We start from the raw sequence: 26248 nt of genomic DNA on the forward strand, positions 1-26248 counted from the left end.
ACCGACCGCCGTCCGGCCTCCGGTCAGCGCACGCGGACCGGCCGGTGCCGGTCGTTACAGCGACAGCAGTCAGCGGACGCCGGCGGTCGCCAGGTCGTAGCTCGTGTACGGCCCCATGACCACGCCGTTGCGCAGCCGCTGGCCGGCGAGCAGCTGCGCCCGCGACTCGGCCAGCGGCACGTACGCGCCGGTCGCGGTGGCCGCCGTCGCCACCTCGCGCCACGCGGCACGGGCGGCCTCCGGGTCGCCGGCGGCCGCACGGGCGGCGTCGACCAGCCCGTCGATCGCCGGGTCGGCGAGCCGGGCGAAGTTGGTGTTGCCGACCGAGCTGACCGACCGGCCGTCGACCAGCGGCACCAGGAAGGCGCCGGGGGTCGGGAAGTCCGCGGTCCAGGTGGCCAGCACGATGCCGATCCCGTTCTCGCGGACCCGGTCGGGGTTGCCGACCTCGGTGGCGTAGAAGCTGGGCGCGTCCAGCGGGCGCACCTCGGCCCGGATGCCGATGCCCGCCAACTGGGCGGCGACCTCGTCGGCGACCGCGACGCTGTTCGGCGCGTCCGGGACGGCCAGCACGGTGCTGAAACCCTCCGGCTGGCCGCACTCGGCCAGCGACGCCTCGGCCTCGGCCGGGTCCGCGGCCGGATCCGGGTCCTCCGGCCCGCCGCCGATGCCCTTCGGCCAGAGCTGGGAGGTGCGGACGGCCTCCGCCGGCCCGCCCAGCGCCTCCTGCACGGCGGCGCGGTCCACCACCGCGGCCACCGCGGCCCGGCACGCCGGGGCGTCGAACGGCGCCACGTCGGTGGGCAGGGCGAGCAGCCGGACGACGTTGGCGGTGACCTCGTCGATCCGGTCGACCAGCGCGACGTCGCCATCGGTGTCCTCACCGAGCCGCGCCGTCGTCGGGGCCTGGATGCCGGTGCCGGAGATGTCGACGTCCGCGGACCCGGCGAGCAGTGACTGGTCCCGCTCGACACCGGTCAGCCCGGTGCGGACGACGACGCGGTCGGGCAGCGCGGTGCGGACCTCGTCGCTCGCCGGGTCCCACTGCGGGTTGCGCTCCAGCACGATGCCGGTGACGTCGTCCCGCGTGGCGATCGCGTACGGGCCGGAGGACACCGGGTCGGTGCCGTAGTCGGCGCCGGTGTCGTTGTCCACGGGGACCGGGCTGCTGGAGGGCAGCGCCATGACGTACGGGAAGTCCGGCTGCGGCGCGCGCAGCCGGAAGGTGATGGTGCGGTCGTCGGGGGTCTCCACCGAGGCGAGCCCCAGCCTGCCCGGCGTCTCGTCCTGGTAGGGGCCGGCGTAGGGGTTCGCGGGGTCGTCGAGCAGCTCCACCACCCGGGTGGGCCCGCCCACGACCACGTCGGAGGCGAACGAGCGCTCGATGCCGTACTTCACGTCGCGCGAGGTGATCGGCTGGCCGGTCTCGAACCGGACGCCCTCGCGCAGGGTGAAGGTCCAGGTCGTGCCGCCGTCGGGCGTGGTGCCCAGGTCGGTGGCCAGGTCGGCCACCAGCTCGTCGGTGCGGCCGGGCTCGGAGGAGTAGCTGACCAGCGTGCGGGTGTAGAGCCGCATCAGGTTCCACACGCCGGGGAGGTAGGAGCGCTGCGGGTCGAGGCTGTCGACCTCGCCGGTCACCACGCGCAGCGTGCCGCCGGTGGCGTCCGACGGTGCGCGGACGCCGGTGACCCCGGTGTCGGGGCCGCCGCCGAAGACGGGGAGGGTGGCGCGGTCCTCGCCGGCGTTCGCGCAGCTGACCGCCACCCCGACCACCAGCAGGACGACGGCGGCGATGCCGGCGACCCGGCCGCGCGCCCCCCGCGCCCAGGCGGGGCCCCGCTCCAGCGTGCTGTCCACCCCACCCGCTCCCCGCCTGTCCGGCGGCGGCGGTCAGCCGACGTCGGCGGCTGTCCGACAGATCTGCGTGAACTCGTCGGCGTCCAGGCTGGCGCCACCCACGAGTGCTCCGTCGACGTCCGGCCCGGCCAGGATCCCGGCCGTGTTGGCGGCCTTCACCGACCCGCCGTAGAGGATACGGACCACTCCGGCGGTCTCGGCGCCGAAACGCTCGGTGAGTCGTGACCGTAGGGCACCGCACACCTCCTGAGCGTCCTCGGGTGTGGCGACCTCGCCGGTACCGATCGCCCACACCGGCTCGTACGCGAGGACGACCCCCGTGCCCTCGCCGGGCGCGGTGAGCTGCTCGGCGGTCAGCCCCTCGAGCGCGGCGTCCAGCTGGCGCGTGCAGTGCGCGACGTGCTCACCGGCGCGGCGCACCTCCAGCCCCTCCCCCACGCAGAGGATCGGGACCAGGCCGTGCCGCAGCGCCGCCTGCACCTTGCCGGCCACCACCGCGTCGTCCTCGCCGTGCAGCGCGCGCCGCTCCGAGTGGCCGACGACGACGTAGCGGCAGGCCAGCGCTGCGAGCATGGCGCCGCTGACCTCGCCGGTGTAGGCGCCGGAGTCCTGGACCGAGAGGTCCTGGGCGCCGTAGCCGACCTCCAGCTTGTCCCCGGTGACCAGCGTCTGGACGCTGCGCAACGCGGTGAACGGCGGCAGGACGACGACCTCGGCCGCCTCCAGCTCGGGCTCCTTGAGGCTGAAGGCCAGCTTCTGCACCAGCCCGATCGCCTCGAGGTGGGTGAGGTGCATCTTCCAGTTGCCGGCGATGAGCGGCCGGCGCCCCTCCCGGCGGACCGGCGTCCCCCTGCGTGCCACTACGCCTCCCCTCGCTCGGTGAGCACCGCGAGACCCGGCAGCTCCCGGCCCTCGAGGTACTCCAGCGACGCGCCGCCGCCGGTGCTGATGTGGCCGTAGGCCGCCTCGTCGAGCCCGAGCTGGCGGACCGCGGCGGCCGAGTCGCCGCCGCCGACGACCGACAGGCCGTCGACCGCGGCCACCGCCTGGGCCACGCCTCGGGTGCCCGCCTGGAACGGGGCGAGCTCGAACACGCCCATCGGGCCGTTCCAGAAGACGGTGCGGGCACCGCCGAGCTCGCGCCCGAAGGACTCCACCGTGCGCGGGCCGACGTCGAGGCCCATCTGGTCGTCCGGGATGCCGTCGACCGGCACGGTCGTCGTCTCCACCTCGGCGCTGAACTCGGGTGCGCAGACGACGTCGACCGGCAGCACGATCCGCTCGCCGGCCTCGGCCAGCAGCCGCCCGCAGGTGTCGACCTGGTCGGCCTCCAGGAGGGACCTGCCGACGCCGTGCCCCTGCGCGGCCAGGAAGGTGAAGCACATCCCGCCGCCCACCAGCAGCCGGTCGACCTTGGGCAGCAGCGCCTCGATGACCGCCAGCTTGTCGCTGACCTTGGAGCCGCCGAGCACCACGACGTAGGGCCGCTCCGGGTCCTGGGTCAACCGGGTGAGGACGTCGAGCTCGGTGGCCACCAGCCGGCCGGCGACGTGCGGCAGCCGCAGCGCGACGTCGTACACCGAGGCGTGCTTGCGGTGCACCGCGCCGAAGGCGTCGTCGACGTAGACGTCGGCGAGCCCGGCCAGCCGGTCGGCCAGCCCGCCCCGCTCGGCGTCGTCCTTCGACGTCTCGGCGGCCTCGAAGCGCACGTTCTCCAGCAGCAGCACGTCGCCGTCGCCCAGTGCCCCGGTCCGGGCACGGGCGTCGTCCCCGGCCACGTCGCCGGCCAGCGGGACGTCGGTGCCGAGCAGGTCGCCGAGCCGCACGGCGACCGGGGCCAGGGAGTACTGCGGGTCCGGGGCGCCCTTGGGCCGGCCGAGGTGGGCGGCGACGACGACGCGGGCACCGGCGTCCCGCAGCGCCTGCAGGGTGGGCAGGCTGGCGCGGATCCGGCCGTCGTCGGTGATCTCGCCGGTGCTCTTCTCCAGCGGGACGTTCAGGTCGGCGCGCACGAGCACGCGCCGGCCCGAGACGCCCTCGGCGAGCAGGTCGTCGAGGGATCGCATGGCGCGCCGCGTCAGAGCGAGCGGCCGACGAGCTCGACGGAGTCGACGAGGCGGTTCGAGTAGCCCCACTCGTTGTCGTACCAGCCGAGCACCTTGACCATCGGGCCGAAGACCTTGGTCAGCTTGCTGTCGTAGATGCAGCTGGCCGGGTCGGTGACGATGTCGGAGGAGACGATCGGCGCGTCGGTGTACCTGAGGATCCCGGCCAGCGGGCCCGCGGCGGCCTCGCGGTACGCGGCGTCGATCTCGTCGGCCGACACCTCGCGGGAGAGCTGGACGGTGAGGTCGGTGGCCGAGCCGGTGGGCACGGGGACACGGACGGCGTAGCCGTCGAGCTTGCCCTGCAGCTCGGGCAGGACCAGGCCGATCGCCTTGGCCGCTCCGGTCGAGGTGGGGACCATGTTGAGCGCGGCGGCACGGGCGCGGCGCAGGTCCTTGTGCGGGCCGTCCTGCAGGTTCTGGTCGGCGGTGTAGGCGTGGATCGTGGTCATCAGACCGCGCTCGATGCCGAAGCCGTCGTTGAGCACCTTGGCCAGCGGGGCCAGGCAATTCGTGGTGCAGGACGCGTTGCTGATGATCGTCTGCGAGCCGTCGTACTTCTGGTCGTTGACGCCCATGACGATGGTCAGGTCGTCACCGGTGGCCGGCGCGGAGATGATGACCTTCTTGGCGCCCCCCGCGTCGACGTGCTTGCGGGCGTCGTCGGCCTTGGTGAAGAAGCCGGTGGACTCGACGACGACGTCGACGCCCAGGTCGCCCCACGGCAGGTTGGCCGGGTCGCGCTCGGAGAGCACCTTCATGGTGTTCCCGGCGATCTTGATGCCCTCGCCGTCGGCGGCGACGTCCTCGGACAGCACGCCCAGCACGCTGTCGTACTTGAGCAGGTGCGCGAGGACCTCGGGGCTGGTCAGGTCGTTGACCGCCACGATCTCGACGTCCTTGCCGCTGGCCGCGGCCGCCCGCCAGAAGTTGCGCCCGATCCGGCCGAACCCGTTGATGCCCACCCGTACGGTCACAGCTGACCTCCATGTGCTCGACTGTCGCCTCGATCGGCCGCACGGTCGCGCGGCCGCGATCTGCGACGACCCTATCGGCCGGGGCGCGAGCCGTCCGGCCCAGCCTCGGGGACGGCGCGACCGTGAGCGCGGCGCCGTGAGCACGGCCCTGGGCGCCGGCGACCGCCCTCGCCATCGGAGGGGTGCGACCACCGTGGGACGACGGCGGTCACGGGAGCACCGGGCCCCGGTGGGCGACCGGGCGCGGGGAGGCCCCGGCGCACGCGCAGGGACCTCCCGCGGACCGCTACTGGGTGAGCATGTCCTCGGTGACCACGGACTCGGTGTCCGGGATGCCGAGGTCCTTGGCGCGCTTGTCGGCCATCGCCAGCAACCGGCGGATCCGCCCGGCGACGGCGTCCTTGGTCATCGGCGGGTCGGCCCGCTGGCCGAGCTCCTCGAGCGACGCCTGCCCGTGCTCCAGGCGCAACCGGCCCGCGACGAGCAGGTGCTCGGGGGCGTCGCCGTCGAGGATCTCCAGGGCCCGCTCCACCCGCGCGCTGGCGGCCACCGCGGCCCGGGCCGAGCGGCGCAGGTTGGCGTCGTCGAAGTTGGCCAGCCGGTTGGCGGTCGCCCGGACCTCGCGGCGCATCCGCCGCTCCTCCCAGGCCATGACCGCGTCGTGGGCGCCCATCCGGGTCAGCAGCGCGCTGATCGCGTCGCCGTCCCGGACGACCACCCGGTCGGCTCCGCGGACCTCGCGGGCCTTCGCGGCGATGCCCAGCCGGCGGGCCGCGCCGACCAGCGCCATCGCGGCCTCCGGGCCGGGGCAGGTGACCTCCAGGGAGGAGGACCGGCCGGGCTCGGTCAGCGAGCCGTGCGCCAGGAAGGCCCCGCGCCAGGCGGCCTCGGCGTCGTTGAGGCCGCCGCTGACCACCGACGGCGGCAGCCCGCGCACCGGCCGGCCGCGCTGGTCGACCAGCCCGGTCTGCCGGGCCAGGCCCTCGCCGTGCTTGGCGATGCGGACCAGGTAGCGCACCCCGCGGCGGATGTTGCCGCCGGCCAGCACGCTCACCCCGCTGGTGTAGCCGTAGACCTCGCTGATGTCGCGGCGCAGGCGGCGGGCCACCGAACCGGTGTCCAGCTCCGCCTCGATGACCACCCGGCCACCGACGATGTGCAGGCCGCCGCTGAAGCGCAGCAGCGCGGTGACCTCCGCCTTGCGCTCGGAGGTCTTCGTGCACTCCACACGCGACAGCTCGTCCTTGACCATGGCCGTCATCGCCACGTCGTCCACCCCCACGTTCCCCCGGGCTCACCAAGCCCCATGTGCGGCGTTCCCTTCGTCTCCCCCGCGCACCGGTTCCGGTACGCGGGGTTGCGATACCCGCTCGTGCCCTTCCATGCCCCGCTGCTTCCCGAGCGCCTCCCGGAGTGCTCCGGCGAGGCGGGCCGGGTCGTGCCGCGGAGCGCCGCCGTCCTCGGCGACCGGGGTCAGCACGAGCTCGGCACCGCACTCACGTACCGCAGACAGGAGACCACAGCGGTCAACCACCGATTCCGCATCGGCGATCACCGTGTGCAACGCCACTCCGCCGAGATGGCCCTGCAGCACGGTCAGGTGCTCCTCGGGCGAGAAGCCGTCGGTCTCCCCCGGCTGCGGCTCCAGGTTGAGGACGACGACCACCCGGGCACTGCTCGCGGCGAGTGCGGCGCGCAGCCGCGGCACCAGCAGGTGCGGCAGCACGGAGGTGTACCAGGAACCCGGGCCGAGCGACACCACGTCGGCGCCCGCGATCGCCTCGAGCACCGCGGGGTGCACCGGGGGGTCGGCCGGCGAGACCAGGATGTCGCGCACCCGCCCCGGCGTGGCGGCGATCGCCGCCTGGCCGCGGATCCGGCGGCTGCGCGCGGGGTCGTCGGGGTCGGTGCTCTCCACCGTGGCCACCAGGTCGAGGGGGACGTCGGCCATCGGCAGCACCCGGCCCCGGGCGCCCAGCAGCCGGCACAGGTCGTCCAGCGCCCGCACGGTGTCCCCGCCGTGCATCTCGACCAGCCCGGTGAGCACGAGGTTGCCGACCGGGTGCCCGGCGAGCACGCCGCTGCCGCCGAGGCGGTGCTGCAGCAGCTCGGCCACCTGGCGGGTCTCGGCGCCCTCACCGGCCAGCGCGCTCAGCGCCATCCGCAGGTCCCCGGGCGGCAGCACCGGCATCTCGCGCCGGATGCGCCCGGAGGAGCCGCCGTCGTCGGCCACGGTGACCACCGCGGTCAGGTGCGGGGTGATCCGGCGCCAGGCGGCGAGCGCGGCGGCCAGCCCGTGACCGCCGCCGAACGCGACGACCCGCGGGGGACGGCCGGCGGACCCCCCGGCGTCCGCCGGCCGCTGCTGCGGGGCGCCCACTACTCGCGGCCCAGGTCGCGGTGCTGGACGGTGGCGTCGATGCCGTCGGCCCGGAGCCGCCGGGCGAACTCCTCGGCGATGGCGACGCTGCGGTGCTTGCCGCCGGTGCAGCCCACGGCGAGGGTCAGGTAGCGCTTGCCCTCGCGCCGGTAGCCGGGGACCAGCGTCCGCAGCACCTCGGTGTAGCGGTCGAGGAACGGCCGGGCGTCGTCCTGGCCCAGGACGTAGTCGCGGACGTCGGGGTCCTGACCGGTGTGCGGGCGCAGCTCGGGCAGCCAGTGCGGGTTGGGCAGGAAGCGGGCGTCGACGACCAGGTCGGCGTCCAGCGGCAGGCCGTACTTGAAGCCGAAGCTGAGCACGGTCGCGGTCAGGGGCGGCGCCTGCCCCTCGCGGGCGAAGGCGTTCTCCAGGGTGGCGCGCAGCTGGTGGACGTTGAGGTCGCTGGTGTCGACCCACAGGTCGGCCTCGCCGGCGATGCCGGTGAGCAGCGCCCGCTCGGCGGTGATCCCGTCGATCAGCGTGCCGCTGCCCTGCAGCGGGTGCTCGCGGCGGTTGGACTCGTAGCGGCGGACCAGCACCTCGTCACGGGCGTGCACGTAGACGACCCGCGGCCGGTGCCCGGCCCCGGCCAGCACCCGGATCGCCTCCTGCAGGTCGCTGGAGAACGCACGGCTGCGCACGTCGACGACGGCGCCGAACCGGCGCACGTCGCCGCGGGCGCCCAGCTGGACCATCGGCAGCAGCAGCGCCGGCGGCAGGTTGTCGACGACGAACCAGCCCAGGTCCTCCAGCACCCGCCCGGCGCTGTTCTTGCCGGCCCCGGACAGCCCGGTGACCACGACGACGTCCAGCGGCGGGATCTCGGTGGAGGCCGGATCCAGCGGCGGCGGGACGTCGCTGTGCGGGTGGCCCGGAGGGCCCGGCGGCAGGCCGAGGTGTGCCGTCTCGGCCTGCTCGGCCTGCTCGGCCTGCCCGGTCACGAGGCCACCAGGCCGACCTCGGCGGTCGCCCCGGAGCCCTCGCGGCGGGTGCCGCGCTCGGCCGGGCCGGCCGGGGCGGTCGTCGTCTCCACGGACTCCACCTCGACCGCGGCCCCGGCCGCGACGTCGGCGGGCTGCTGGGCGGGGTCCGCCACGGCGGCGAGCACCGCCTCTGCCGTCCGCCGTCCGATGCCGGGCACCGCCACCAGCTCCTCGACGGTGGCGGCCCGCAGCCGCTTGAGCGATCCGAACTCCTTCATCAGCGCCTTCCGCCGCGTGTCCCCGAGCCCGGGGACGTCGTCCAACAGGGAGACCAGCATGCTGGTCGACCGCTTCTGCCGGTGGTAGGTGATCGCGAACCGGTGGGCCTCGTCCCGGACCCGCTGCAGCAGGTAGAGCGCCTCGGAGGTGCGCGGCAGGACCACCGGGTCGGACTCCCCGGGAAGCCACACCTCCTCCATCCGCTTGGCCAGGCCGCAGACGGCGACGTCGACGATGCCGAGCTCGTCGAGCGACCGGGCGGCGGCCGCCACCTGCGGGGCGCCGCCGTCGACGACCAGCAGGTTGGGCGGGTAGGCGAACCGGCGGGGGCGGCCCTCCTCCGCCGCGATCCCCTGCTCGTCCCGGCGGTCGGCCTCCTCCTTGAGGTGCCGGGCGAACCGGCGGCGGACCACCTCGGCCATCGCGGCGGTGTCGTCGGTCCCGTGGGTGACGGAGAACCGGCGGTAGTCGGACTTCTTCGCCAGGCCGTCCTCGAACACGACCATGCTGGCCACCACGTTGGTCTGCTGCACGTGGGAGACGTCGATGCACTCGATCCGCAGCGGCGCGTCGGGCAGCTCGAGGGCCTCCTGCAGCTCGGCGAGCGCCAGCGAGCGCGCGGTGAGGTCGCTCGACCGCTTGACCCGGTGCCGCGCGAAGGCCTCCTTGGCGTTGCGCTCCACCGTCTCCAGCAGGGCGCGCTTGTCACCGCGCTGGGGCACCCGCAGCGAGACCCGGCTGCCGCGCAGCTCGCTGAGCAGCTCCTCGTAGACGTCGGCGTCGTCGGGCAGCTCGGGGACCAGCACCTCCTTGGGCACCGCCTCCCCCGCCTCGCCGATGCCGGTCGCCTCGTCGACGCCGCCGTAGACCTGCAGCAGGAACTGCTCGACGAGCTCGCCGGTGGTGACCTCCTCGACCTTGTCCACGATCCAGCCGCGCTGGCCGCGGACCCGCCCGCCGCGGACGTGGAAGACCTGGACCGACGCCTCCAGCTCGTCCTGCGCGAAGGCGACGACGTCGGCGTCCGTGCCGTCGCCGAGGACGACGGCCTGCTTCTCCATCGCCCGCCTGAGGGCACCGAGGTCGTCGCGCAGCCGGGCGGCCTTCTCGTACTCCATCGCCTCGGCGGCCTCGGCCATCTCCCGCTCGAGGCGGCGGACCATCTGGTCGGTGCGGCCGGCCATGAACTCGCAGAAGCCGTCGACGATCTGCCGGTGCTCCTCGGCGCTGACCCGGCCGACGCACGGCGCGGCGCACTTGCCGATGTAGCCGAGCAGGCAGGGCCGGCCGATCTGCCCGGCGCGCTTGAAGACGCCGGTGGAGCAGGTGCGGGCCGGGAACACGCGGGTGAGGGTGTCGAGGGTCTCGCGGATGGCCCAGGCGTGCGCGTAGGGGCCGAAGTAGCGGACGCCCTTGCGCTTCGGGCCGCGCATCACCTGCAGCCGCGGGTACTCCTCGTTCAGCGTCACGGCGAGGCTCGGGTAGCTCTTGTCGTCGCGGTAGCGGACGTTGAACCGCGGGTCGAACTCCTTGATCCAGTTGTACTCGAGCTGGAGGGCCTCGACCTCGGTGCCGACGACGGTCCACTCCACGCTGGACGCCGTCGTCACCATCTGCCGGGTGCGCGGGTGCAGGCCCGCGACGTCGGCGAAGTAGCTGTTCAGCCGCTGCCGGAGGCTCTTGGCCTTGCCGACGTAGACGACCCGGCCGCCCGGGTCGCGGAACTTGTAGACGCCGGGCGACTCCGGGATGCTGCCGACCGCGGGTCGGTACGTGGACGGGTCGGGCATGTACCCCAGGTTAGGTGCGGCGGACGACGGTTCGCCGTCCAGATGACACCGGTGTGGTTCGGCGCTCGTCGACTGCCTTTCGCGCGCGGGAGGCGGTCGAGCGGTCTCAGCCGCCCAGGCGGGCGCCGATCCAGGCGAGCAGGTCGCCGGTGACCTCGTCGCGGTTGGTCTCGTTGAACACCTCGTGCCGGGCGTCGGGGTACACCCGCAGCTCGACCGGCAGGCCGCGGTCGCGGAGCAGACCGGCGAGCGCGGTGACCTGACCGGCGTCGACGCCGCCGACCGGGTCCCGCTGCCCGGCCAGCAGCAGCACCGGCAGCCCGTCGGGCAGCGCGGCGACCGCCTCGGCGGTGGCCGAGTGGACCGCCAGGCCGAAGACCCCGGCCGCGTAGCCGGTGGTGAGCGGCATGCGGTCGCCGCAGTACGGGTCGGCGAGGTAGGCGTCGACCTCGGCCGGGTCGCGGGAGAGCCAGTCGTACGGGGTGCGGGCCGGCTCGAAGGCCTGGTTGAAGGCGCCCAGCGCGTCCAGCGGGACGTCGCCGGCGCCGGCCGCGGTGGACGCCTCCAGCGCGGTCACCGACTCGGCCAGGTGCGGGGCGACCCCGATGGGGCCGGAGAGCACCAGCCCGGCGAGGTCGCCGCCGTACCGCTCGGCCGCGGCCAGCGCGACGATCGAGCCCATCGAGTGCCCCAGCAGCAGCCGGGGGACGCCGGGGTGCTCGGCGGCGGCCACCTGGTGCAGCGCACGGACGTCGTCCAGCAGCGCCTCGGCACCGGCGCCGTCGCCGAACCGGCCGGCCCCGGTCTGCTCCGCCGTCCGGCCGTGGCCGCGCAGGTCCATCGCGTGCACGGCCAGGCCGCGGGCGGTGAGGGCGGCGGCCAGCCGGCCGTAGCGGCCGGGGTGCTCGGAGGCGCCGTGCACGACCTGGACGGTGCCCCGGACCTCGCCCCGCGGCAGCCAGCGCCGGTAGACCGGGCGCACGTCGTCGAGGGTGTCGAGCCGGTGCAGCTCGCCGGACGTCGTCATCGGCTCCCCTCCACCTCGTAGGTGTGCCCGGCGGCGCGCAGCCGCTCCACCAGCACCGGGCCGAGCGCGGTGGCCGGGGTGAGGGAGCCGGTGCGGCCGGGCAGCCGGTCGCCGTCCAGCGCGAGGGCGAGGGCCGTCTCCCCGAGCATGACGGCGGTGGCGGCGTAGCCCGGGTCGCCCTGGCCCGCGACGGTGGCGCGGTAGCGGCGGCCGCTCTCGGTGGTCGCGTCGACGACCGAGCGGAACCAGCCCCGGGCCCGGGTCTGCTCGCCGGGGCCGGTGCCCGGATCGGGCAGCACGCGGTCGAGCAGGGCGCGGGTGGGCGGCAGGCTCATCGCGGCGGCGAGGCCGGCCAGCCCGGCCGTCACCGCGGACGCCGTCACGGCGCCGGGGAGCCCGCGACCGCAGCCCATGACCTCCCCGTAGCGCAGCCCGCGGCCGTACGCCCAGTCCTGCAGGGCGTTGCTCCGCCGGACGACGCGGGTGTTGAACGGGGCCATGACGAACGGCGCGGTCCACCGGCCGTCCGGGGTGCGCGACGGCGGGCCGGCGTCCCGCGGCTGGCGGGTGTCGGGCTCGGCGTCGCGGTCGGGGCTCAGCGCGTACGGGTCGCCGGCGAGCCTGCGGGCCGCGGCGTCGCGGCCCATCTCCTCGAACTGGGCGCGGGCCGAGTCGACGGTGCCGCCGCTGAACCCGCCGCGGGCGGTGGCGACCAGCTGGACGTCCCGCAGCCCGCCGGCGCCGTCGGCCCGCGCCTGCTCGGCGAGCAGCAGGGCGGACAGGTCGGAGGGGATGGAGTCGTACCCGCAGGCGTGCACGATCCGGGCGCCGGTGTCCCGGGCGACGGCGTCGGTGCGGTCGATGGCCCGGCGGACGAAGAGCACCTCGCCGGTGAGGTCGGCGTAGTGCGTGCCGGCCCGGGCGCAGGCCTCGACGACCGGCAGGCCGTACCGCAGGTAGGGCCCGACCGTGGTGGCCAGCACCCGGGTGGAAGCAGCCAGCGCGGCGAGCGAGGCCTCGTCGGTGGAGTCGGCCTCGACCAGCGGCCAGTCCCGGGCGGCCGCCGGCAGCTCGCCGCGGACCTGCGCGAGCCGGTCGCGCGACCGGCCGGCGAGGGCGACGCGGAGACCGGCCGGGGCGGCTCCGGCCAGGTAGCCGGCGAGCAGCCGGCCGACGAAGCCGGTGGCGCCGTAGACGACCAGGTCGTGGGTGCGCGCGGGATCGGCCACCGGGCCATCCTCACCCCGGGGGCGGCCGCCCGCTCAGCCGGCTGGCGCCCGCCTGCCGAGCCCGTTCCGGCCCGCTGCGGTCAGCCGGCCGGACGCGACCGGTGCACCGCACCCGCCCACGGGCCGCGCGCCGCGATCGCCGCGCCGGCCCGCCGGCCGAGCCGGACCGCGCGCCCGGCCAGCACGAGGGCCGACACCAGGCCCACGCCGCCGGCGAGGAACGCCACCCCGCCCGGCACCGACCCGCCGGTGACCGCGAGCACCGCGACGGTCACCAGGACGAGCAGCACGACGGTGGACCGCACGCTGGGTGGACCCGTCGGCGAGCCGCAGTTGGACAGGTCGGGGTCGCAGTCGGGCGTGAGCGCACTCACGGGCGCCTCCTCCATCCGGGGACCGCCCACGCCGGCGGGACGGCGTGATGTCGGTCACACGGAGAGTAGGGCCGGGCTCGCCCTCCGCTCAAGTCCGGGGTGACCCCACGATCGGGGGAGGGCCGGCGACCGGCCCTCCCCCGTCAGCTCGCCTTCCGCCGGGCCCGCTTCTTCGGCGCCGCCGCCGCGGCGACGGCCTCGGGGTCGAGCACCGGGACCAGGTAGCGGCCGGTGTGGCTCTCCGGGACCGTGGCGAGGAACTCCGGCGGCCCCTCGGCGACGACCGTGCCGCCGCGGAACCCGCCCTCGGGGCCCATGTCGATGAGCCAGTCGGCGCTCTTGATGACGTCCAGGTTGTGCTCGATGACGACCACCGAGTTGCCCTTGTCGACCAGCCCCTGCAGCACGAGCAGCAGCTTGCGGATGTCCTCGAAGTGCAGCCCGGTGGTGGGCTCGTCGAGGACGTAGATGCTGCGGCCGTTGGACCGCTTCTGCAGCTCGCTGGCCAGCTTCACCCGCTGCGCCTCGCCGCCGGAGAGGGTCGTCGCGGGCTGGCCGAGCCGGACGTAGCCGAGCCCGACCTCGGTGAGCGTGCGCAGGTAGCGGGAGATCGCGGGGATGGCCGCGAAGAAGTCGGCGGCCTCCTCGATCGGCATGTCGAGGACCTCGGCGACCGTCCGGCCCTTGTAGTGCACCTCGAGGGTCTCCCGGTTGAACCGGGCACCCTTGCACACCTCGCACGGCACGTAGACGTCCGGCAGGAAGTTCATCTCGATCTTCAGCGTGCCGTCGCCCGAGCAGGCCTCGCAGCGGCCGCCCTTGACGTTGAAGGAGAAGCGGCCGGGCTGGTAGCCGCGGATCTTCGCCTCCGACGTCTGGGCGAACAGCTTGCGGACGTGGTCCCACACGCCGGTGTACGTCGCCGGGTTGGACCGCGGGGTGCGGCCGATCGGCGACTGGTCGACGTGCACGACCTTGTCGAGCTGGTCGAGGCCGGTGATGGTGCGGTGCCGGCCGGGCACCATCCGCGCGCGGTTCAGCTCGTTGGCCAGCGTCGTGTAGAGGATGTCGTTGACCAGGCTGGACTTGCCCGAGCCGGAGACCCCGGTGACCGCGACGAGCAGGCCCAGGGGGAACGTCACGTCGACGCCCTTGAGGTTGTGCTCGCGGGCGCCCTTGACCACCAGCTCGCGGCCGGGCGTGGGCTCGCGCCGCTGCGTCGGGACGGTGATCTCCCGGCGCCCGGACAGGTACGCACCCGTCAGCGACCGCTCGCTGGCGAGCAGGTCCTCGACGGTGCCGCTGACGACGACCTCGCCGCCGTGCTCGCCGGCGCCCGGGCCGATGTCGACCACCCAGTCGGCGGTCTTGATGGTGTCCTCGTCGTGCTCGACGACGATGAGCGTGTTCCCCATGTCGCGCAGCCGGACCAGGGTCTCGATCAGCCGGGTGTTGTCCCGCTGGTGCAGCCCGATGGAGGGCTCGTCGAGCACGTACAGGACGCCGACCAGCCCGGACCCGATCTGGGTGGCCAGCCGGATCCGCTGCGCCTCGCCGCCGGCCAGGGTCGCGGCCGGCCGGTCGAGGGACAGGTAGTCCAGGCCGACGTCGACGAGGAAGGACAGCCGGGCCTGGATCTCCCGGAGCACGCGGTCGGCGATGGCCCGCTCCCGCTCGCCCAGCTCCAGGCCGCCCAGCCACTGGGAGGCGTCGCCGATGGACAGGCCGGTGACGTCGGCGATCGAGCGGCCGTTGAGCTTGACGGCGAGGATCTCCGGCTTGAGCCGGGTGCCGTGGCAGACGGGGCAGGGCACGTCGCGCATGTAGCCCTCGTACTTGTCCCGCATGTACTCGCTGTCGGTGTCCTCGTGCCGCCGCTCGAGGAAGGGCAGCACGCCCTCGAACGCCGCGTAGTAGCTGCGCTCGCGGCCGTAGCGGTTCTTGTAGCGGACGTGCACCTGGTCCGGCGAGCCGTGCAGGACGGCCTTCTGCACCTTCGCCGGCAGCCGCTCCCACGGGTCGTCCATGGAGAAGCCGAGCTGCTGGGACAGGCCGGTGAGCAGCCGGGTGAAGTACTCGTTGCTCATCGAGGTGGTCCACGGGGCGATCGCGCCCTGGGCCAGGCTCTTTCCCGGGTCCGGGACCACGAGGTCGGGGTCGACCTCCTTGCGGGTGCCGATGCCGGTGCACTCGGGGCACGCGCCGAACGGGGAGTTGAAGGAGAACGACCGCGGTTCCAGGGCCTCGAAGGACAGCCCGTCGTCCACGCAGGCCAGGTGCTCGGAGAAGGTGCGCTCGCGCTGGGCGTCGTCCTCGGGCAGGTCGACGAAGTCGAGGACGACGAGGCCGCCGGCCAGGCCGAGCGCGGTCTCCACCGAGTCGGTGAGCCGCCGCTTCGCGCTCTCCTTGACGGTGAGCCGGTCGACGATCACCTCGATCGTGTGCTTCTCCTGCTTCTTCAGCTTGGGCGGGTCGGTCAGCTGGTGGACGACGCCGTCGACGCGGACGCGGGAGAAGCCCTGGGTCTGCAGCGAGCTGAACAGGTCGACGTACTCGCCCTTGCGGGCCCGGACGACGGGGGCGAGCACCTGGAAGCGGGTGCCCTCCGCCATGGCGAGCACCTGGTCGACGATCTGCTGCGGGGTCTGCCGGGAGATCGGCTTGCCGCAGTTGGGGCAGTGCGGCTGACCGGCGCGGGCGTAGAGCAGCCGGAGGTAGTCGTAGACCTCGGTGATCGTGCCGACGGTCGACCGCGGGTTGCGGTTGGTCGACTTCTGGTCGATCGAGACGGCGGGCGAGAGCCCCTCGATGAAGTCGACGTCGGGCTTGTCCATCTGGCCCAGGAACTGGCGGGCGTAGGCCGACAGCGACTCGACGTAGCGGCGCTGCCCCTCGGCGAAGATCGTGTCGAAGGCCAGGCTGGACTTCCCCGAGCCGGACAGCCCCGTGAAGACGATCAGCGCGTCGCGGGGCAGGTCGAGGTGGACGTCCTTGAGGTTGTGCTCGCGGGCGCCGCGGACGACGAGGCGGTCCATGTGATCCCTGTCGGTCGTGCTCGGTGGAGGCCAAGCCGGGTGAGGTGCTGCCGTGTGAGGTGCTGCCGGGTGAGGTGCTGCGGAGCGGGTCGTGCAGGGGCGGACGGCGCGCGGACGCGGCCGGCGGCGGTGCCGGGACTCAGGCGGGTGCGGGGACCGAGGGAGCGGTCGGGTCGAACACCGGTGCGTACCGGCGCCACGGCAGCCGCCGCTCCAGCTCCCCGGCGGTCCAGAGTAGTCGCCCCTCGCTGCCCGGGGGGCCGGCGAGCTGGACGGCCAGGGGCTGCCCGGAGGGCCGGGTGCCGGCGGGCAGGACGAGGGCCGGGAGGCCGGTCAGGTTCCAGGCCGCGGTCCACGGGCCCCAGTGCGCGTCGGCCACCACGTTGGCCAGGAAGGAGCGCTCGTGCCACGGGCGGGCCGGCAGCGGCGGGCCGGTGGTCACGGGGGTGAGCAGCAGGTCGACGTCGGCGAAGAAGCCGGTGATCCGCTCGCGGAGCCGCTCGGCCGTCCGCGGGCGGACCAGCCCGGCCGCCCGCACCGCGCGCCCCACGCGGGCGTGCGTGCGGCTGCGCGGCTGGAGGTCGCCGGGCGCGAGACCGAGGTGCGCGGCGTCGTCGGCGGCGCCGGTCATCCAGCGAGGGAGCGCCGCGGCCGTGGCGGCGAGGTTGCCCGGCGGGTCGCGGCGGACGACGGTGTGCCCGGCCGCGGTGAGGACCGCCGCCACCGCGGCGACCGCCGCCCGGGCCGGCCCGTCGGCCCGGGCGCCCGGCACGGGTGAGCGGGTCGAGACCGCGATGCGCAGCGGCCGGCCGGGCGCCCCGAGCGGAGCCGGCTCCTCCCCCGCCAGCACCGCGTGGGCCACGGCGAGGTCGGCCACGGTGGTGGCCAGCGCACCGTTGACCACCATCCCCGACCAGTCGTCGGCACCGATGCCGGCGGGCACCACGCCGCGGCCGGGTTTGAGGGTGACCAGACCGCAGGCGGCGGCGGGCAGGCGCAGCGAGCCCAACCCGTCGTTGCCGTGCGCCAGCGGGACCGCGCCGGAGGCGACCGCCGCCGCGCTGCCACCGGAGCTGCCGGCGGCCGAGCGCGCGGTGTCCCAGGGGTTGCGGGTGACGGTGCCCGGGCCGTCGGTGGCGGCGTAGAGGCACAGCTCCGGGACGCGGGTGATGCCCACGACGATGGCGCCGGCCCGGCGCAGCCGGGTGACGACCTCGTGGTCGCGGGTCTCCACCGGCCCGGTGCGCGCGGCCGAGCCGTCGGTGCAGACCTCCCCGGCCACGGCGACGTTGTCCTTGACCGCGACCGGCACCCCGGCCAGCGGCATGGCGAAGCGGGTCAGCGCGGTGTCGACGGCGTGCGCCTCGGCGAGGGCCGCCTCGCGCCGGACGACGCGGAACGCCCCGACGCGCGGTTCGACCTCGTCGAGGTGCGCCAGGTGGGCGCGGACCACCTCGACGGCGGTCACCTCGCCGGACCGGACGAGGGCGGCCAGCTCGGTGGCCGGCCGGCCGACCAGCGGGCCGCCGCGGCCGTCGCCGTCCGGCCCGGCGCCGACCCGCAGACCTCCGCTAGCGTCCATGCCTGGACCGTAACCGCGGCAACCGACACTCCACGAACGGGAGGCTGGGGATGAGCTCCGGGGGCTACACGGGCGACGTCGAGGTGGGCGGACCGGCCGACGTCCGGGAGCTGCCGGGGCTGACGATCAGCAAGCTCGCGGTCAGCGAGATGGCCAACAACGCCTACCTGCTGCGCGACCCGACGACCGGCGAGGCGGTGCTGATCGACGCCGCGGCCGAGCCGGAGGCGCTGCGCGCCCTCATCGGCGACGCCGACGTCCGGGCCGTCGTCACCACGCACGGGCACTGGGACCACCACCGGGCGCTGCCGGAGGTCGTCGAGGCGACCGGCGCGGTCACCGTCGCGCACCCGGCCGACGCCGCCGACCTGCCCGTGCCGGTCCAGCGGCCGGTCGAGCACGGCGACACCGTGCGGGTCGGCGGGCAGACGCTCGAGGTCGTGCACCTGCGCGGCCACACGCCGGGCAGCATCGCGCTGGTCTGGCGCGGCCCCGAGGGCGCCGGGACGCACGTCTTCACCGGCGACAGCCTCTTCCCCGGCGGGGTGGGCAAGACCTGGTCGGCGGAGGACTTCGCCAGCCTCGTCGACGACGTCGAGGAGCGGCTGTTCGGCGCCCTGCCCGACGACACCTGGGTCTACCCCGGGCACGGCAAGGACACGACGCTCGGTGCCGAGCGCCCGCACCTCGGCGAGTGGCGCGCCCGCGGCTGGTGACCCGACGACGGCTCGCCGGGTGACGAGGTCGCGCGACCGCGTGCGCGACCGCGCGAGCCCGGGACCCGGCCGGCGCGCCACCGGCGCCCCGCTCCGGTTCGCCTGCGCCCGACCGGGTAGTGGCCAACCGATGACGGCGTCGAGTGCGACGGCGCCGCCGTTCGGTGCGGTCTGCCCGGTCGACACCGCCCCCACCACCCACGAGGGAAGCGCCATGACGATGACGAGCAACGACGCCGCGACCGCGGGCCGGGACATCAAGTCCCACGAGACCACCAGCTTCGCCGACCTCGGCAAGGAGATGTGGACGTACCTGACGGGGAAGGGTGCGGCGATCGACTACCAGTTCGTGGACATGATCGTCGAGGTGCCGCGGGAGACCGGCTCCGACGCTCCCCGCGCGACCTGGCGGCTCCACGGCACGCTGCGCATCACCACGGCGGAGAACGCCGACCAGGGATGAGCTCGGACGGTGCCCGCCTCGACGTGACCGCCGACCTGTCGATCGAGGTCGACGGCGCGCCCGTGCGGGTCACCGCCGAGGGCGGCGACCTGCGCGTGGTGGCGGCCGACGTCCGCGGCTTCGTGCTGGGCCTGCGGGAGGCGGCGACCGCCCGGAACGGCACCCGGCCCGGCCGGGCGGACGTCGGCGACCTGGCCGGGGCCCTGGCCGACGCAGGGCTCACCGCCCGGTTGGACTCGCCGTCGCGTTCCGTCGTCACCCTCGGCGCGGGTGTCGACTCCGCTCTCGGCGGCCTGCTGCTCGGCACCCGGAAGGCCCGGCCCGACGCGCTCGGCATCCTCCGGGCCAGCGGCCGGGCGCGCTCCGTGGGGGCCGCGGTGACCGGCGCCCTGCTGCTCGGCCTCGCGGTGGTCCGCCGACGGGGACGGGCCGACCGGGGTACGGCGACGAGCTGAGCGGTCCGGGCAGCCTCAGGCGGCCACGGGGCGCGGGTCGTGCACGTCGGCCCGGTCGGCGAACAGCGGCGGCAGGAAGCGCAGCATCAGCGCCGACCAGGTGACGTGGGTGAGCACCGAGGCCTGGATGCCCCCGGTGACCCGCCGCTGCACCCCGAAGAGCGCCCCCATGACCAGCGAGGCGAGCAGCAGAGCAGGGTTGCGGGTGGCCGCGGTGGCCAGACCGTAGACCGCGGTCGAGACGACCACCGGACGACCCACGCCGATGGCGGCGTACAGCGCGCCGCGGAAGAAGACCTCCTCGGCCACGGCGTTGGCCAGGGCCGTCGTCGCCACCAGGGGCGTCGAGCCCTGGTGCGCGTAGCGCAGGACCCGGGTGACCGCCCGGTCGAGGACGGGCACACGGCGGACCGCCAGGGCCGCGCCGTAGAAGGCGCCGAAGGCGCCGATCCCGAGGACCACCGGTGTCACCACCGGCCGGCGCAGCTGGTGGTCGGGCGTGAGCATCCACCCCAGGTGCAGCGGACCCGAGGCCAGGCCACCGGTCACCCAGGTGCCCGCGACGGCCATGGTGAGGCCGTAGAAGGCCGGCGACCCGGGCCTCGTCGACAGCGAGGCCCCGAGCAGCCCAGCGCCTCCCACCGCCACCGCGGCGGTCACGCGCCGGCGGCGGCAGAAGGCCCCGTCGGTCTCCCGGTGGTCGCGCGGTACGGGCTCGACCAGCCAGCCCGGCAACCGCCCGGCCGCTCGTGCCGGCAGGCCGCTGCGCCGCCGGCTCACGAGCGGGCGCCGCGCGCGAGCAGGCCGGCGCGGCGGACGCGTGCCGCGCGCCGGCGGGCCGCGGCCCGCTCACCCAGGGCCACCAGCACCATCTCGTCGTAGTCCATCGGCTCGAAGGGGACCACCGTGCGGATCGCGTCGTCGGTGACGACCACCTCGTTGATCATCGAGTCGACCAGCGAGCGGCCGGTGGTCACGTCGACATCGGTGACCAGCGCGAGCCAGCGCGAGGAGAGCCGCGGCGTCAGCAGCGGTACGGGGACGACGAACAGGTGCCTGCCCTGGATGTCGGCCACCCGGCTGAGCATCTGCAGGTAGGTGAGCACGTCGGGGCCACCGACCTCGAACACCCGGCCCGCGGCGTCGGGCGCCTCGAGGACGCCGACCAGGTACCGGACGACGTCGGCGACGGCGATCGGTTGAGTGCGGGTGTGCACCCAGCGGGGGGTGACCATCGCCGGCAGGTGCGCCACGAGCTGCCGCGTCATCTCCCACGAGACGCCGCCGTGCCCGACGATGATGCCCGCACGCACGGTCGTGACCGGGACACCGGTCGAGGCGAGCAGCCGCTCCACCTGGCGGCGGCTGCGCAGGTGCGCCGAGAGCTCGTCGCCGTCGCGGCCCAGGCCACCCAGGTACACGATCCGCTCGAGCCCCTCGTCGGCGGCGGCGCGGGCGAAGGTGCGTGCGGCCTCCTCGTCCTTGCGCTGGAAGTCGCGGTCGCCGAGGGAGTGCACCAGGTAGTAGGCGGCCGTGCAGCCGCGCAGTGCCCGCCGCAGCGACGCCTCGTCGGTGACGTCAGCGGCCACCGGCGTGCCCGCGCCGTCGTAGTCGTCCGGACGGCGGGTCATGGCGCGCACGTCGTGGCCCGCCTTCACCAGGGCCGGCGCGAGCCGGCCGCCCACGAATCCGGACGCGCCGGTGAGGAGGAGTTGCACGCGTACCGGGTACCCGGGCGCGCTGACCGGAACCTCGCCGGTCGCCGGGGGCTCCGGTGGCCGAGGCCCTTGCGCGCGCCCGCGTGGGGGGAGCACGGTTCCCCTCACCCCGGGATCGAGGGGCGGACCGTCGCCGGGATGGCGACCTCTCCGCGCGTGGAGGGCACGATGCACGCGGTCATCCGGCACTACAGGGAGAACTCGCCGCTCTTCGACGAGTTGGAGCGGCGGACCGACGAGGTGGAGACGGTGATCCGGAGCGTCTCCGGGTTCGTGGGCTACTACCTCGTCCGGACCGAGGACGGCGGGTTCTCCGTCAGCGTCTTCGAGGACGAGGCGGGGACGGACGAATCCGTCCGCGTGGCGGCGGACTGGGTCCGGCAGAACGTGCCCCACGCTGCGGGGAGTCCCCCCGAGGTCATCGAGGGCAGGGTCGTCCTCCAGATGGGCAGGTAGCCCGCGCTCCGGTCCGGCGCAGCCCTCAGTCGCTGCGGCGGAAGATGGCCAGCAGCTCGTCGACCTCGTGGGCGGCGGTGCTGGGGTGCCGGAAGGGCCGGTGCGGCTGCAGCTCGTAGTGGGTGCGCCGGCCGTGGCGGGTGCGGACGAGGTACCCGGCCTCCTCCAGGTCGCGCAGGATCGCCAGCGTCGCCCGCGCGGTGATGCCGACCCGGGCCGCGATCTCCTCGACGCGCGCGTCCGGGTCGGCGGCGACCGCGAGCAGCACGTGCCCGTGGTTGGTGAGGAAGGTCCACGAGGGACGCCGGCGCGCTCCTTCCTCCTCCGCCGAGGTCGGTGCACCGGCCACTGCGCTCGCCTCCATTCATGAAGTGTGCTTCACTTGTCGTGCGGAGGGGAGTACCCCCCAGCACCTCGTCGCCAGTACGGGCCCGCGTGGGCACCCGGCGGGGTGGGCCCAGGTCCTCGGGCCGGGGGAGACCTCCGGTTGGCAGAACACCGACCGGAGGAGTTCGACCGTGGATGTCTCGTCGTGGCTGTGGCTGGCCGTGCTGGGCGGCATCGTCGCCATGCTGGCCGTCGACCTGTTCGCGCACCGGCGGGCGCACGTCATCGGTGTGCGCGAGGCGGCGGCCTGGTCGGCGGTCTGGGTCACCATCGGGGTCGCCTTCGGCGCCTGGATCTGGGTGACCTACGGCGCCGAGCTGGGTCAGCAGTACTTCGCCGGTTACCTGATCGAGAAGTCCCTGGCCGTGGACAACGTCTTCGTCTGGGCGATCATCTTCACCTACTTCGCCGTTCCCCGGGAGTTCCAGCACCGGGTGCTGTTCCTCGGCGTACTCGGCGCGCTGGTGTTCCGAGGGGTGTTCATCGCCGGCGGCTCCGCGCTGATCGCCAGCTTCGGGTGGGTGCTCTACCTGTTCGCCGCGTTCCTGCTGTGGACCGGCTACCGGATGCTCCGCCAGCGCGACGAGCACCTCGACCCGGAGCGCTCCCGGGCGCTGCGGCTGTTCCGTCGCTGGGTGCCGATGACCGACGCCTACCACGGCCAGCGCTTCCTGGTCCGCCGCGGCGGCCGGCTGCTGGCCACCCCGCTGCTCGCGGTGCTGGTGCTGGTCGAGGTCACCGACGTCGTCTTCGCCGTCGACTCCATCCCGGCCGTCTTCGCCGTCACTGACGAGCCGTTCCTCGTCTTCACCGCCAACGCCTTCGCGATCCTCGGACTGCGCGCCATGTACTTCCTGCTGGCCGACCTCATCCACCGGTTCGTGTACCTCAAGACCGGCCTGGCGCTGGTGCTGATCTGGGTCGGCATCAAGATGGTGCTCAAGATCGACGTCGTCTACGTGCCCACCACGGTCAGCCTCGCGGTCGTCACCACCATCATCGGCACCTCCATCTGGCTCAGCCTGCGGGCCACCCGCGGCCAGGGCCGCCGCGCCCTCGACGCGCCCACCACACCCCCGTTCCGGATGGCCACCGCTGCCGAGGTCGCGGCCCTGGAGCCCCTCTGGCGGCGCCGTCCGCGTCGGGCGGACGACGACAGCGGCACCCCCGCCCGGCCCGGGGAGCAGGTGCTGCCGGTCGGAGCGCGGCGGTCGGACCAGGAGGCATCGCCGTGACGTCGTCCGCCCGCGGCCGGTGAGGCCGCGCGCAGTGCCCGGACCGCCGCGAGCGGGGCGCTCCACGGCGTGCGCCCGCGGCCGACCATCCGTGCACGGCAGAGCAGCCAGGAGCAGGCGCCCCGACCCGGTCCCCGCACGAGGACGGCCTCGGCCGCGGGCACTGGAGACAGCCGCGTAGACCGCCCGGCGACGGCTCGTCGTGCTGCCCGGGACGGTGGCGGGGCCGGGACCCCGCCACCGTCGCGGTCAGGCCGCCGTGTGTCAGGCCACGGTGTCGTGCGCGTGGTGGTGGTCGTGGTCGTGTGCCAGACCGCCGCCACCCGCGGCCTCCTCGAAGGTGCCCTCCGGACCGGCCGGGGCCGGCAGCTCGAACGGCGGACCCGGGACCTCCTTGCCGGGGACGCCGTTCACCGACTCGGTGGAGTAGGAGAACGTCAGCATCGCGAAGGCGATGAGGTCGCTGTTCACGTCGAAGGCGTCGTGGGCCAGGTTGTCGATGGTGTCGCACTCCTGGTGGTAGCACGGGTCGAAGGACTCACCCGCGGTGCCGCCCCAGATCGCTGCCTGCTCCTCGGTCTTGACGACCTCGGCGCCGGTGAACAGACCACCGGAGGGGATGTCGGCGAGGATGAACGCCTCGTAGTCGCTGCGGCCCGAGTACTCCGCGTCGTCGTAGGGGACGCCGACCTTGGTGTAGTACGACTCGTAGAGGTCCTCGATGGCGTTGGAGCCGTCGGGGATGGCGACCGGGGCGGTCCAGGTCGACTGGTCCGAGTCGTAGACCATCTGCACGTAGTTCGGCGAGGCGACCATGTCGTAGTTCATGTAGAGCGCGATGCGGTCCCGCTCCTCCTGCGACAGGCCCTCGACGTACGCCGCGGACCCGAGCAGGCCCAGCTCCTCGGCGGCCCACCAGCCGAAGCGGATGGTGTTCTGCGGCTTGCTGTTGGCCATCATCAGCGCGGTCTCGAGCAGGGCCGAGGAGCCCGAGCCGTTGTCGTTGATGCCCGGGCCGGCCGGGACGCTGTCGAGGTGGGCACCGGCCATCACGACGTTGCCGGTGTTCTCGCCCGGCAGCTCGGCGATGACGTTGTAGTCGGTGCGGGTCTCCGGCTGGCGCACCTGCACCCGGGCGGTCGAGCCCGCGGCGGCCAGCGCCTCCCCCGCGGCGAAGCTCGCGCCGACGACCGGGACGGTCGCCTCGTACGGGGCGAGCGTGCCGAGGGCCACGCCCTCGCGGTCCGGGGTGTTGCCCTGGTTGAAGATCACGACGGCTTCCGCGCCGGCCGCGGTCGCGTTCTGCACCTTGACCGCGAAGTTGCAGGTGCCGCGCTGGACCAGCGCGATGTCGCTCGTCCCCGAGAAGTCCAGCCCGGTGAAGTCGGCGGCCTCGCAGCCGCTCGTGGACGCGCGCGGCGGGGCGAGGGCGAGGTCGACCGGGACGACCCGGCCGGTGACGTCCCCGGCGCCGCTGTTGGTGAAGACACCGCTGTCGTACTCGGCTTCGGTCGGCGTCAGCTGCTGCAGGACCGCCGGGTAGTCGAACCGGAACTCCACCGGCGTCTTCGTCACCTCGTAGCCGGCGTCCTCGAGGAGCTCGGACACGTAGTCGACGCTCGCGGCGTAGCCCTCGGTGCCCGCCGCCCGGCTGTCCGGGTAGACGGGGTCGGTGCTGTTGTCGGCGATCTTCTGGAAGGCGCGCTCGTGCTCCAGGACGCCGTCCAGCGTCACGCACTCGAGCAGCTTCGCGTAGGTGTTGTTGTTCCGGTCGTCGCACCCCTTCCCCCCGGCCGCACTGGCCGCGGTGGCCGGGAGCGCCAGGGCCAGCAGCAGTCCGCTGCTCCCCAGCGCGATGGCCCGAGACGTCGTCCGTCGTTGGCTCACACTCATCCCTCCACTGACCGTCCGGCGGCGGGATCGACGCCGGACGCCGACTCCGTTGTCGGCTTGGGGACTCTCACCCGACCTGGTGACAGTTGCCTAGAGCCAGATGGTCACTGCTCAGCGTCACCGGAGGTGACGGACAGCGGTCGTCGGGCGCCGACAGGCCGCTGGCCTGCACGTTGACCGAGCAAGGACGTGTGACACGCCGCACACGTGGAACTACGGTCAGCGATGCCCGTTCAGCACAGAGTCACGGACTACTCGTCCTCGAACAGGGCGACGAGCTCGTCCGGAGTGCCGGCGACGTGCAGCGGGACGACGGACACCGTCCACTCCGGACGCCGCTCGTCGATGCCCAGCGCGAGGTCCCACGCCGCCCGGGCAGACAGCGGGCCGAAGCAGGCGTCGTCCCCGTCGTCGCCGAGGGCGACCTCGACCAGCCAGGCGTCGGAGAGATCGGCGGCCAGCTCGGCGAAGTCCGGGTCGGTGCCGTCCTCGGGCTCCGGCGAGTCGGCCTGGACGGGGTAGACGAGTGCCATGGCTCAGCCTCCCAGAGTCGCCCGGTCAGAGCTGGATGCCACGGGTGAGGGCGCCGTCCACCACGAGGTTGGTGCCGGTCGTGAAGCTGGACACCGGGCTGGACAGGAACACCACCGCCCGGGCCATCTCCTGCGGCGTACCCATCCGACCGGTCGGGTTCAGGCCCAGGGCCGTCCCGTACAGGTCCGGCATGGCCGTCTCGGCGCCCTGCCAGAACCCCTCGTCGAAGTAGGTGTTTCCCGGCGAGACGACGTTGGCCCGTACACCCCGGCCGGCCAGCTGCAGCGCCAGCCCGGAGACGTAGCCGACGATCGCGGTCTTCATCGTCCCGTAGGGGCCGGAGGCGAAGTCGGCCTCCCGTCCGGAGACGCTGGAGATCGCCACGATCGAGCCGCGCCCGCTGGCCTCCAGGTGCGGCAGCGCGGCCTTGGACAGGCGCACCGTGTGCATCAGGTCGACCTCGAAGCCCGTGTACCAGTTCTCCTCGGTGTCCGGGACGGCGATTGCGCTGACGTTGGCGACGACGGCGTCGATGCCGCCCAGCCGCCCGGCCGCGGCCTCGACCCAGCCGGTCAGCGCCGGACCGTCCCGGACGTCCAGCTGGACCCCGGTGGCCCGCCCCCCGCGCCCGGCGATCGCCTTCTCCGTGGCCTCGATCTCGGCCGCGTCGCGGGCGCAGAACTCGACCACGGCGCCCTCGTCGACGAAGGTCTCCACGATCGCCCGGCCGATGCCGCGGGTGCCCCCGGTGACGAGCACGCGGGAGCCGGTGAGCTGCAGGTCCATGGACGGTC

24 protein-coding genes are annotated in these 26248 nt (G+C 74.5%); 5 read left to right on the plus strand and 19 right to left on the minus strand.

Annotation, left to right across the window (positions count from 1 at the left end; translation table 11 throughout):
• Window positions 1-69: 69 nt before the first annotated feature.
• From BLR12_RS08540 to BLR12_RS08600, 13 genes are all read right to left on the minus strand, one after another.
• A complete protein-coding gene (locus BLR12_RS08540; protein WP_091376138.1) occupies window positions 70-1857 on the minus strand; it encodes an ABC transporter substrate-binding protein in 1788 nt (595 codons plus the stop codon).
• Window positions 1858-1890: 33 nt separating this feature from the next.
• Entirely contained in the window at window positions 1891-2718 is an 828-nt protein-coding gene (gene tpiA / locus BLR12_RS08545; protein WP_091376141.1) for a triose-phosphate isomerase, read from the minus strand.
• A complete protein-coding gene (gene pgk, locus BLR12_RS08550) occupies window positions 2718-3923 on the minus strand; it encodes a phosphoglycerate kinase (RefSeq protein ID WP_091376143.1) in 1206 nt (401 codons plus the stop codon). The genes tpiA and pgk overlap by 1 nt, the downstream gene beginning before the upstream one ends.
• An 11-nt stretch (window positions 3924-3934) precedes the next feature.
• Complete coding sequence (gap, locus tag BLR12_RS08555; RefSeq protein WP_091376146.1) at window positions 3935-4939, minus strand: type I glyceraldehyde-3-phosphate dehydrogenase; 1005 nt, start codon at window positions 4937-4939, stop codon at window positions 3935-3937.
• A gap of 286 nt (window positions 4940-5225) precedes the next feature.
• A complete protein-coding gene (gene whiA, locus BLR12_RS08560) occupies window positions 5226-6206 on the minus strand; it encodes a DNA-binding protein WhiA (protein ID WP_091376653.1) in 981 nt (326 codons plus the stop codon).
• 27 nt (window positions 6207-6233) lie between these two features.
• Window positions 6234-7319 carry a gluconeogenesis factor YvcK family protein gene (gene yvcK / locus BLR12_RS08565; protein WP_091376149.1) on the minus strand — a complete coding sequence of 362 codons (1086 nt, stop codon included), beginning with the start codon at window positions 7317-7319 and terminating at the stop codon, window positions 6234-6236.
• Window positions 7319-8299, minus strand: coding sequence for an RNase adapter RapZ (gene rapZ, locus BLR12_RS08570; RefSeq protein WP_255363376.1), 981 nt, complete (start codon window positions 8297-8299; stop codon window positions 7319-7321). Before rapZ ends, yvcK begins: the two co-directional genes overlap by 1 nt.
• Complete coding sequence (gene uvrC, locus BLR12_RS08575) at window positions 8296-10350, minus strand: excinuclease ABC subunit UvrC (RefSeq protein ID WP_091376152.1); 2055 nt, start codon at window positions 10348-10350, stop codon at window positions 8296-8298. The genes rapZ and uvrC overlap by 4 nt, the downstream gene beginning before the upstream one ends.
• A gap of 106 nt (window positions 10351-10456) precedes the next feature.
• Window positions 10457-11377 carry an alpha/beta fold hydrolase gene (locus BLR12_RS08580; protein ID WP_091376154.1) on the minus strand — a complete coding sequence of 307 codons (921 nt, stop codon included), beginning with the start codon at window positions 11375-11377 and terminating at the stop codon, window positions 10457-10459.
• The gene (locus tag BLR12_RS08585) at window positions 11374-12606 is read right to left on the minus strand and encodes a saccharopine dehydrogenase family protein (protein ID WP_091376157.1); all 1233 of its coding nucleotides are present in this window, start codon (window positions 12604-12606) and stop codon (window positions 11374-11376) included. The genes BLR12_RS08580 and BLR12_RS08585 overlap by 4 nt, the downstream gene beginning before the upstream one ends.
• Window positions 12607-12686: 80 nt before the next feature.
• On the minus strand, window positions 12687-12980 hold the full coding sequence (locus BLR12_RS08590) for a hypothetical protein (RefSeq protein WP_091376159.1): 294 nt from the start codon (window positions 12978-12980) through the stop codon (window positions 12687-12689).
• 143 nt (window positions 12981-13123) lie between these two features.
• On the minus strand, window positions 13124-16015 hold the full coding sequence (gene uvrA, locus BLR12_RS08595) for an excinuclease ABC subunit UvrA (protein WP_091376162.1): 2892 nt from the start codon (window positions 16013-16015) through the stop codon (window positions 13124-13126).
• 139 nt (window positions 16016-16154) lie between these two features.
• The gene (locus tag BLR12_RS08600) at window positions 16155-17597 is read right to left on the minus strand and encodes an amidase (RefSeq protein WP_091376165.1); all 1443 of its coding nucleotides are present in this window, start codon (window positions 17595-17597) and stop codon (window positions 16155-16157) included.
• A 50-nt stretch (window positions 17598-17647) separates the two neighbouring features.
• On the opposite strand from BLR12_RS08600, the gene BLR12_RS08605 reads away from it, so the two are divergent.
• From BLR12_RS08605 to BLR12_RS08615, 3 genes are all read left to right on the plus strand, one after another.
• Window positions 17648-18313, plus strand: a complete 666-nt coding sequence (locus tag BLR12_RS08605; RefSeq protein ID WP_091376168.1) for an MBL fold metallo-hydrolase — start codon at window positions 17648-17650, stop codon at window positions 18311-18313.
• 130 nt (window positions 18314-18443) lie between these two features.
• Entirely contained in the window at window positions 18444-18776 is a 333-nt protein-coding gene (locus BLR12_RS08610) for a hypothetical protein (protein WP_255363377.1), read from the plus strand.
• Complete coding sequence (locus BLR12_RS08615; RefSeq protein ID WP_091376170.1) at window positions 18773-19231, plus strand: hypothetical protein; 459 nt, start codon at window positions 18773-18775, stop codon at window positions 19229-19231. Before BLR12_RS08610 ends, BLR12_RS08615 begins: the two co-directional genes overlap by 4 nt.
• Before the next feature lie 15 nt (window positions 19232-19246).
• Here BLR12_RS08615 and BLR12_RS08620 read toward each other — a convergent pair whose 3' ends face one another.
• Window positions 19247-20011 (minus strand): CPBP family intramembrane glutamic endopeptidase, encoded by a 765-nt coding sequence (locus tag BLR12_RS08620; RefSeq protein WP_091376172.1) that lies wholly within the window; start codon window positions 20009-20011, stop codon window positions 19247-19249.
• Entirely contained in the window at window positions 20008-20949 is a 942-nt protein-coding gene (locus BLR12_RS08625) for an NAD(P)H-binding protein (RefSeq protein ID WP_091376175.1), read from the minus strand. Before BLR12_RS08625 ends, BLR12_RS08620 begins: the two co-directional genes overlap by 4 nt.
• A gap of 168 nt (window positions 20950-21117) precedes the next feature.
• Between BLR12_RS08625 and BLR12_RS08630 the strand changes: the two genes are divergently transcribed.
• Entirely contained in the window at window positions 21118-21405 is a 288-nt protein-coding gene (locus tag BLR12_RS08630; RefSeq protein ID WP_091376661.1) for a hypothetical protein, read from the plus strand.
• Window positions 21406-21430: 25 nt separating this feature from the next.
• On the opposite strand, the gene BLR12_RS08635 is transcribed toward BLR12_RS08630, so the two are convergent.
• Window positions 21431-21769, minus strand: a complete 339-nt coding sequence (locus tag BLR12_RS08635) for a helix-turn-helix transcriptional regulator (protein WP_091376178.1) — start codon at window positions 21767-21769, stop codon at window positions 21431-21433.
• A 154-nt stretch (window positions 21770-21923) separates the two neighbouring features.
• Here BLR12_RS08635 and BLR12_RS08640 point away from each other — a divergent pair, with 154 nt between their 5' ends.
• The gene (locus BLR12_RS08640) at window positions 21924-23027 is read left to right on the plus strand and encodes a TerC family protein (RefSeq protein ID WP_091376180.1); all 1104 of its coding nucleotides are present in this window, start codon (window positions 21924-21926) and stop codon (window positions 23025-23027) included.
• Window positions 23028-23291: 264 nt separating this feature from the next.
• Here BLR12_RS08640 and BLR12_RS08645 read toward each other — a convergent pair whose 3' ends face one another.
• The 3 genes from BLR12_RS08645 to BLR12_RS08655 form a co-directional block, all read right to left on the minus strand.
• Window positions 23292-24920, minus strand: coding sequence for a M28 family metallopeptidase (locus BLR12_RS08645; RefSeq protein WP_091376182.1), 1629 nt, complete (start codon window positions 24918-24920; stop codon window positions 23292-23294).
• Window positions 24921-25171: 251 nt separating this feature from the next.
• A complete protein-coding gene (locus BLR12_RS08650) occupies window positions 25172-25453 on the minus strand; it encodes a hypothetical protein (RefSeq protein WP_091376184.1) in 282 nt (93 codons plus the stop codon).
• 25 nt (window positions 25454-25478) lie between these two features.
• Complete coding sequence (locus BLR12_RS08655; RefSeq protein WP_091376186.1) at window positions 25479-26240, minus strand: SDR family NAD(P)-dependent oxidoreductase; 762 nt, start codon at window positions 26238-26240, stop codon at window positions 25479-25481.
• Between the last annotated feature and the right edge of the window lie 8 nt (window positions 26241-26248).

This window comes from Geodermatophilus sp. DSM 45219, from assembly GCF_900104025.1.
In the GTDB taxonomy this organism is placed as follows: Bacteria; Actinomycetota; Actinomycetes; order Mycobacteriales; family Geodermatophilaceae; genus Geodermatophilus.

What these genes read in the sequence shown, in the direction of transcription:
- pgk (WP_091376143.1), bottom strand. Translation starts at nt 3,923, where the DNA reads ATGCGATCCCTCGACGACCTGCTCGCCGAGGGCGTCTCGGGCCGGCGC.
- uvrC (WP_091376152.1), bottom strand. Translation starts at nt 10,350, where the DNA reads ATGCCCGACCCGTCCACGTACCGACCCGCGGTCGGCAGCATCCCGGAG.
- BLR12_RS08580 (WP_091376154.1), bottom strand. Translation starts at nt 11,377, where the DNA reads ATGACGACGTCCGGCGAGCTGCACCGGCTCGACACCCTCGACGACGTG.
- uvrA (WP_091376162.1), bottom strand. Translation starts at nt 16,015, where the DNA reads ATGGACCGCCTCGTCGTCCGCGGCGCCCGCGAGCACAACCTCAAGGAC.
- BLR12_RS08600 (WP_091376165.1), bottom strand. Translation starts at nt 17,597, where the DNA reads ATGGACGCTAGCGGAGGTCTGCGGGTCGGCGCCGGGCCGGACGGCGAC.
- BLR12_RS08605 (WP_091376168.1), top strand. Translation starts at nt 17,648, where the DNA reads ATGAGCTCCGGGGGCTACACGGGCGACGTCGAGGTGGGCGGACCGGCC.
- BLR12_RS08610 (WP_255363377.1), top strand. Translation starts at nt 18,444, where the DNA reads ATGACGGCGTCGAGTGCGACGGCGCCGCCGTTCGGTGCGGTCTGCCCG.
- BLR12_RS08615 (WP_091376170.1), top strand. Translation starts at nt 18,773, where the DNA reads ATGAGCTCGGACGGTGCCCGCCTCGACGTGACCGCCGACCTGTCGATC.
- BLR12_RS08630 (WP_091376661.1), top strand. Translation starts at nt 21,118, where the DNA reads ATGCACGCGGTCATCCGGCACTACAGGGAGAACTCGCCGCTCTTCGAC.
- BLR12_RS08635 (WP_091376178.1), bottom strand. Translation starts at nt 21,769, where the DNA reads ATGGAGGCGAGCGCAGTGGCCGGTGCACCGACCTCGGCGGAGGAGGAA.
- BLR12_RS08645 (WP_091376182.1), bottom strand. Translation starts at nt 24,920, where the DNA reads ATGAGTGTGAGCCAACGACGGACGACGTCTCGGGCCATCGCGCTGGGG.
- BLR12_RS08650 (WP_091376184.1), bottom strand. Translation starts at nt 25,453, where the DNA reads ATGGCACTCGTCTACCCCGTCCAGGCCGACTCGCCGGAGCCCGAGGAC.
- BLR12_RS08655 (WP_091376186.1), bottom strand. Translation starts at nt 26,240, where the DNA reads ATGGACCTGCAGCTCACCGGCTCCCGCGTGCTCGTCACCGGGGGCACC.